This window comes from Pseudomonas sp. 3A(2025) (assembly GCF_054589175.1).
The window spans coordinates 824,447-831,905 of the sequence record NZ_BAAILM010000113.1; the positions used below are offsets into that span (position 1 = coordinate 824,447).

The following is a 7,459-nucleotide window of genomic DNA, read 5'->3' on the forward strand; positions in this document are numbered from 1 at the left end:
TACTTCACCGAACCGTCGGCCAGCTTCCAGGTGCCGTCCTTGTATTCAATACTGCCATCGGGATGAGTCGTCGAGCCATCGGCATTCGCGGTGGTGCCATCGATGTTTTGCACACGGCCATCCGCATGCCGGACCGACTTGCCCTGTTCATCGACAACACTGCCGTTGGGCCAGGTCACTGTGCCGTCGGGATTGAACACGCTGTTGAGCGGATGAATCAAACCTAGAACACCCGTGGTCGTATTGACGATTGACAGCAGTTGATCGAGCCGCGAAGGCGATGGCGGGATGGCCGGCACACTGCCCGGACTCAGGGGTTTGACCGGCTGGCCGGCCACCTGTTTGACCGGTGGTTTCTTCGGCGCAGTGGCAGGCGTCTTGCCGGCGCTACCACCACCGCCAATGACCGGAGGTTTAAGCGTACCGCCCTTGGGCGGTTTGACAGGGTCAACCTTTTTGACCGGCGGCTTCCTGGGTGGCGATTTGAGGCGCAGATCGGCACTTTTATCGTCATCGATCTCGACGTTATCGATGTATTCAATCTCTTGCTCGGTGGCGCCCAAAGCACCCGGTACATTGGTGATTCCATTCATGGTGAAGCTCCATTGGGTTTGACAATGGGCTTACTGTACGGCGCCGCTGACGTATCGATTCGCTACATATTTATTGCAGCGAATTTATTTTTTCCTGCATCAGGGCCGGGCATTGATCCGTTGCGAAAGGCTCTGCACCTGACCGCTCAGCGCATTGATATTGCGGGTCACCTGCGCGCGAAAGGCATCGAACTCGGCGGTATTGGCAGCACCCGAAGACCCCGTATTGCTTGACGCGACGCGGCTGTCCTGCTCGCTTTTAAGCACCAGCAGTTCCTGCTCCAGACGCTCGATGGCGGCGGCCGGATTGTCCTGCTTCTTGAGGTTGGCGACGTCGGTGCCCAGGCTTTTGAGCTGTGCCTCAAGCTTGCCCTGATCGCCTTGTGCGGCCTTGATCTGCTCTGGCAGCGCTTGCTTGAATGCCGTCAGTTCTGTGACCAGCCCCTTGAGTTGCTCCTGTACCTGAGTCAGTTCGTCCTGTTGACGGGTGGCCTGGGTGCCGATCAGTTCCAGACGCTTGTCCAGACTGCCTTGCTCGCCCTGGGCGTTTTCACGCGCCGTGTCTTGCTCTTGCAATTGCGTTTCAAGCAGCCGGATGCGCTGTTTGAGCGCCTCGCCATCGCTGCTCAGGGTTTCGGTGGCGACCATCTTGCCGGAGATATCCTGCAACCGGCCGGCCGCTTCCTCGCTGATGCGCGCAAAGCTTTCCTGAGTGGCGACCAGTTGCTGCTCCATCAGCGAGATCTGCTGAAAGCTCCACCAGCCCAGCCCGCAAAAGGCGATGACCAGCGCGCCGACCAATGCCCACAGCGGGCCGGTACTCGCGCCTTTGACCTTGACCACCGGCGTGGTGCGCGAATACACCGTGGTGCGCTCACGCGCGCCGCGGGTTTGCACGAAGTCGTCATCGTCGTCATCCCTGGCACTGAGGCTGGGAATGTCATCGACGTCGTCGTGGGGATCTTTGCGCATAAGCAACCCTTTCAAGAACGGTTAAAAGCCGGCCCGCAGTATAAACGGTTCAGGTTTGCAAACAGACATCAGCGCCCTTGCCCGGCTTGCCACCAGGCGCAGAACTCGTCCAGCGCCGCCCACAGGCTTTGTTGTGGCTCGTAGCCCAGATAATGCCGGGCCCGACTGATGTCCAGGGTGAAATCCTTGTTCATGACCTGTATGCCGAGGCACGACAGGCTCGGTTCCGGGCGACCGGGCCACAACCGGCAGGCACCTTCGTTGAGCATGGCCAGCGTATAGGCCAGGCCATAACCACGATAGCGCGTGACCTGCGGCAAATGCAGACGACGCATCACGTAATTGATGACGTCCCACAACGGCACCGGCTGGCCATTACTGATGTTATAGGCCTTGCCCAACGCCGCAGAGCCTGCCAGCAAACTGCTGAACAACGCCTGATTGAGGTTGGCCATGCTGGTGAAATCGACCTTGTTCAACCCATTGCCGACAATCGCCAGACGCTTGCTGCGCTGCATGCGCAACAAGCGAGGGAAGATACTGCGATCACCGGCGCCCGTCACCAACCGTGGCCGCAAGGCGATGACCTGCAGGCCGAATTCCTGTGCACCAAAGACTTTTTGCTCGGCCAGCAGCTTGGTCGCGGCGTAGGCGTTGCCCATACGCCTGGGCACCTGATCTTCCTTAAGGCCAAGATGCGAGCGGCCATCGAAGTAAATCGACGGTGACGACACGTGCACCAGCCGTCGGACTTTCTGCTTCAGGCATGCCTCGACCACGTTTTCAGTCAGTTGCACGTTGGCCTGGGCTATCTCCTGGCGACGACCCCAGGCGCTCACTGCGCCTGCGCAATGCACCACGGCATCGACCTCGCGGCACATGACCCTGGCTTGCTCGGCATCACCCAGATCGCCAGGTATGAACTCGGCGCCCTGCATGATCAGTTGTTCCAGCGCCTCGCCACGACGGGCATTGATCCTGACGCTCAGGCCACGCTCCAGAGCATGCTGCGCAAAACGTGCGCCGATAAAGCCGCTCGCGCCGGTGACCAGAATCCTCATTAACCGCTCCCTTGACACTTACAAACGTTAATCCGTGGGCAATGACGCTTCATCAAGCCCACGCGGCACCAGCCATTGACCGGCCTGTTGGGCCAGGTGCGCCGTCAGCCGGGTCAGAAGCTGACCGCCATTACGCCAATGATGCCAGTACAACGGCACTTCGATGCAGCGTCCGGGAAACAGATCGCGTAACTTACCGCTGCGCAACTGCTCGCGCACTTGCAAGTCGGGCACCATGCCCCAGCCCAGGCTGGCCTCGAGCATGCGCACGAAGCCCTCGGACGAGGGGCACAGATGATGCTCGAAACCGCCATGCAGGCCAAGCGCTGCCAGGTAGCGATGCTGCAAAGTGTCGTCGGGACCGAACACCAGTGCCGGTGCCTGGACCAGCCCGGCCGGGTCAAGGCCTGCCGGGAAATGCCGCGCGATAAATGCAGGACTGGCCACCGCCAGATAGCGCATCGCGCCGATGGGCAGGCTGCGCGCACCCGCCACCGGACGCTCGCTGGCGCACAGACAGGCCGCTACTTCACCGGCGCGCATGCGCTTGAGGCCGACGTCCTGATCCTCCACCACCAGATCCAGCAGCAAACGATGACGAATACAAAACTCGCCCACCGCCGTGGCCCACCAAGTGGCCAGGCTGTCGGCATTGAGGGCGACGCGCAGGCGCTCGGGCATGCCTTCTTCATCCAGGCTCGGCACCTGGCCTTGCAGGTCGCGCTCCAGCAAGCGCACCTGCTGCACATGGTTGAGCAGCCGCCGGCCGATCTCGGTCGGGCCCGGCGGCGTGGCGCGCACCAGCACTGGCTGGCCGACGCGCGCCTCCAGCAACTTGATACGCTGCGACACCGCCGACTGCGACAAACCCAGCACCTGGGCTGCACGTTCGAACCCGGCCTGCTCGACCACGGCGGCAAGCGCGGCCAACAGTTTGTAATCGAACATCACTTTTCCTAATGGGTAATGAGCAGGATTGATTTTTCTTATAACCCTAACCCGCGCAGAATCGCCAGCCCAACCTGCTCCCGGACAATTTCCCATGTGGCAAAGCTATATCAACGGCCTGCTGGTCGCCCTCGGGCTGATCATGGCGATCGGCTCACAGAACGCCTTTGTTCTGGCCCAGGGTTTGCGCCGTGAACACCACATTCCGGTAGCCTTGCTGTGCATTGTGTGTGACGCCATTCTGGTTGCCGTGGGCGTATTCGGGCTGGCCAGCGTGCTGGTGCAGAACCCGACCCTGCTGGCCGTTGCGCGCTGGGGCGGCGTGCTGTTTTTGAGCTGGTACGGCCTTCAGGCCCTGCGCCGGGCCTGTGCCCGCCAGAGCCTGGCGCACGATGCCGATCAAGGCATCAAATCACTGCGCACCGTGTTGCTGAGCGCCCTTGCAGTGACATTGCTCAACCCGCATGTTTATCTCGATACGGTGTTGCTGATCGGCTCGCTGGGCGCCCAGCAAAGTGTTCCTGGCGCTTACGTGGTCGGGGCCGCCAGCGCCTCCTTCATCTGGTTCTCGGTACTGGCAGTCGGCGCGGCCTGGCTGGCTCCCTGGCTGGCGCGGCCGGCAACCTGGCGGCTTCTGGATCTGATGGTGGCGGTGATGATGTTCAGTGTGGCAATACAACTGGTGCGCAGCGCCTGACCAGCCCTTATGCCTTTTTGTCGGAAGCCCTTGAACCCCTATTCCACACAGTTGTTGCGTGGTTATGCTCAAGGGCCGGTGCTATGATCCGGGGTCTGCGCCGCAAAGAGTAGAAACTCCCGGCGCATGTTGTTGTAGACGGCCGCACCGTGAGTGGCCTCGCGATATTCGCACTCGACCTGAAAGGAGATAAACCATGGCTTTTGAATTGCCGCCGCTGCCTTATGCAAAAGACGCACTGTTGCCGCACATTTCCCCGGAAACTCTGGAATATCACCACGACAAGCACCACAACACCTACGTCGTGAACCTGAACAACCTGGTCCCTGGTACCGAGTTCGAAGGCAAGACCCTGGAAGAGATCATCAAGTCCTCCTCGGGCGGCATCTTCAACAACGCGGCCCAGGTCTGGAACCACACCTTCTACTGGGAATGCCTGTCGCCAAACGGCGGCGGCGAGCCTACCGGTGCACTGGCTGACGCCATCACCGCTTCCTTCGGTTCTTTCGAGAAGTTCAAGGAAGAATTCAGCAAAGTCACCATCGCCACCTTCGGCGCCGGCTGGGGCTGGCTGGTGAAAAAGGCCGACGGTTCCCTGGCCCTGGCCAGCACCATCGGCGCAGGCAACCCGCTGACCAGCGGCGACACCCCGCTGCTGACCTGCGACGTCTGGGAACACGCCTACTACATCGACTACCGCAACCAGCGTCCGAAGTACGTAGAAGCGTTCTGGAACCTGGTGAACTGGGACTTCGTGGCCAAGCAATACGCAGCCTGATCCCCGTTGCACACAAAAAACCCGGCACGTCCGGGTTTTTTGTTGCCTGCATAAAATACAGCGCAAAAAATGACCTACTGCTTTGTAGAACGTCAGAAAGCGATAGCGGAGCAATATCACTTTTTGTATCTTGCTATTTTTCGCTCAAGTTCTTTGCCTTTGCGTCCGACATTATGAGACGCCCCTCCTCGCGCAAGGAGGCAATGGCAGCGTAACCCGGCCGCCTGTTCGTTTGCCCGGGTCGCGGGTTGTTAAAGGTTTGTTGATCAGCAAGCTCCCGGAACCGATTAAAGGAATGAGCATTTGAAGCTGGAATTCAAACACAGCCTGTCGGTCAAGCTTCTGCGTGTCGTGCTGCTGGCAGCGCTGATCGTGGGTGTTGTACTGAGTTGCGCGCAAATCGTCTTCGATGCCTACAAGACTCGCCAGACTCTGGCGTATGACGCTGAACGCATTCTGGACATGTTCCGCGACCCGTCGACCCAGGCGGTGTACAGCCTGGACCGCGAAATGGGCATGCAGGTCATCGAAGGCCTGTTTCAGGACAGCTCGGTGCGCCAGGCCTCCATTGGCCACCCTAATGAAACCCTGCTGGCGGAAAAAGAACGTCCACTCAAGGATTCTTCCAGCCGCTGGCTGACCGATCTGATCCTTGGCCAGGAACGCAGCTTCACCACGCAACTGATGGGCCGCAGCCCCTACAGCGAGTATTACGGTGATCTGCGCATCACCCTGGACACCGCCAACTATGGCGAAAGCTTTCTGATCAGCGCCCTGATCATCTTTGTCTCCGGCACCCTGCGTGCGCTGGCACTGGCGATGGTGCTGTACCTGATTTACCACTGGATGCTGACCAAGCCGCTGTCGAGAATCATCGAAAGCCTGACTGACATCAATCCGGACCGCCCCAGCGAACATCAATTACCGCTGCTCAAGGGCCACGAAAAAAACGAGCTGGGCCTGTGGATCAACACGGCCAACCAGTTGCTGGCGTCCATAGAGCGCAATACCCATTTGCGCCATGAGGCTGAAAGTAGCCTGCAACGCATGGCGCAATACGACTTTCTCACCGGCCTGCCCAATCGCTTGCAGTTGCAGCTGCAACTGGACCAGATCCTCGATGCAGCCGGGCGCGAGCAACGCCGGGTGGCCGTTCTGTGCGTAGGGCTCGATGACTTCAAGGGCATTAACGAGCAGTTCAGTTATCAGGCCGGCGACCAGTTGCTGCTGGCCCTGGCCGACCGCCTGCGTACTCACAGTGGCCGGCTGGGCGCGTTGGCACGCCTGGGTGGCGACCAGTTCGCGCTGGTGCAGGCCGATATCGAACAACCCTACGAAGCTGCAGAGCTGGCGCAAAACATTCTCGACGGCCTGGAAGCGCCGTTTGCCCTGGAGCAACAGGAAATCCGTCTGCGCGCCACCATCGGCATCACGCTGTTCCCGGAAGATGGCGACAGCACTGAAAAGCTGCTGCAAAAAGCCGAGCAGACCATGACCCTGGCCAAGACCCGCTCGCGCAACCGTTATCAGTTTTATATCGCCAGCGTCGACAGCGAAATTCGAAGGCGCCGCGAGCTGGAAAAAGACCTGCGCGAAGCCCTGCCGCGCAATCAGTTGTATCTGGTTTACCAGCCGCAGGTCAGTTACCGCGACCATGCCGTGATGGGCGTCGAAGCCCTGATCCGCTGGCAACATCCCGAGCATGGCCTGGTACCGCCAGACGTGTTTATTCCGCTGGCCGAGCAAAACGGCACCATTATCGCTATCGGTGAATGGGTGCTCGACCAGGCCTGTCGCCAGTTACGCGAATGGCATGATCAGGGTTTCATCGAGTTGCGCATGGCGGTGAACCTGTCCACCGTACAGCTGCACCACGCCGAGCTGCCGCGGGTCGTCAACAACCTGCTACAGATCTATCGCCTGCCGCCGCGCAGCCTGGAGCTGGAGGTCACCGAAACCGGCCTGATGGAAGACATCAGCACTGCCGCCCAGCACTTGCTGAGCCTGCGCCGCTCCGGCGCGCTGATCGCCATCGATGACTTCGGTACCGGCTACTCGTCGTTGAGCTACCTCAAGAGCCTGCCGCTGGACAAGATCAAGATCGACAAGAGCTTCGTCCAGGACCTGATCGACGACGATGACGACGCTACCATCGTGCGCGCCATCATCCAGCTGGGCAAAAGCCTGGGCATGCAGGTCATTGCCGAAGGCGTGGAAACGGCCGAACAAGAGGCCTACATCATCTCCGAAGGTTGCCATGAAGGCCAAGGCTACCTGTACAGCAAGCCGTTACCCGCGCGCGAATTGCTGAACTACCTGAAACACGCCAGGCGCACCAGCACTGCCACGTTGTAGAGCGGTCATTCAGGCTTTATGGCGCCTGAATGACCGCGTCACCGGCCACCTCGAT

The 7,459-nt window shown here is 60.0% G+C and carries 6 protein-coding genes and 1 pseudogene; 3 read left to right on the top strand and 4 right to left on the bottom strand.

Annotated elements, in window-relative coordinates; genetic code table 11:
- The 4 genes and pseudogenes from ACYP2A_RS30415 to ACYP2A_RS30430 all read right to left on the bottom strand — a co-directional run.
- A pseudogene (locus tag ACYP2A_RS30415) lies at nucleotides 1–593 on the bottom strand (hypothetical protein); the annotation flags it as partial.
- A gap of 99 nt (nucleotides 594–692) precedes the next feature.
- Nucleotides 693–1,565, bottom strand: a complete 873-nt coding sequence (locus tag ACYP2A_RS30420) for an ATPase (protein ID WP_459749623.1) — start codon at nucleotides 1,563–1,565, stop codon at nucleotides 693–695.
- A gap of 68 nt (nucleotides 1,566–1,633) precedes the next feature.
- Entirely contained in the window at nucleotides 1,634–2,626 is a 993-nt protein-coding gene (locus ACYP2A_RS30425; RefSeq protein WP_459749624.1) for an NAD-dependent epimerase/dehydratase family protein, read from the bottom strand.
- A 27-nt stretch (nucleotides 2,627–2,653) separates the two neighbouring features.
- Nucleotides 2,654–3,574, bottom strand: a complete 921-nt coding sequence (locus ACYP2A_RS30430; RefSeq protein WP_459749625.1) for a LysR family transcriptional regulator ArgP — start codon at nucleotides 3,572–3,574, stop codon at nucleotides 2,654–2,656.
- A 94-nt stretch (nucleotides 3,575–3,668) separates the two neighbouring features.
- On the opposite strand from ACYP2A_RS30430, the gene ACYP2A_RS30435 reads away from it, so the two are divergent.
- The 3 genes from ACYP2A_RS30435 to ACYP2A_RS30445 all read left to right on the top strand — a co-directional run bounded on the left by ACYP2A_RS30435 (nucleotide 3,669) and on the right by ACYP2A_RS30445 (nucleotide 7,404).
- A complete protein-coding gene (locus ACYP2A_RS30435; protein WP_459749626.1) occupies nucleotides 3,669–4,271 on the top strand; it encodes a LysE/ArgO family amino acid transporter in 603 nt (200 codons plus the stop codon).
- A 196-nt stretch (nucleotides 4,272–4,467) separates the two neighbouring features.
- Nucleotides 4,468–5,049, top strand: coding sequence for a superoxide dismutase (locus ACYP2A_RS30440; RefSeq protein WP_459749627.1), 582 nt, complete (start codon nucleotides 4,468–4,470; stop codon nucleotides 5,047–5,049).
- A 303-nt stretch (nucleotides 5,050–5,352) separates the two neighbouring features.
- On the top strand, nucleotides 5,353–7,404 hold the full coding sequence (locus tag ACYP2A_RS30445; RefSeq protein ID WP_459749628.1) for a putative bifunctional diguanylate cyclase/phosphodiesterase: 2,052 nt from the start codon (nucleotides 5,353–5,355) through the stop codon (nucleotides 7,402–7,404).
- Nucleotides 7,405–7,459 lie beyond the last annotated feature (55 nt).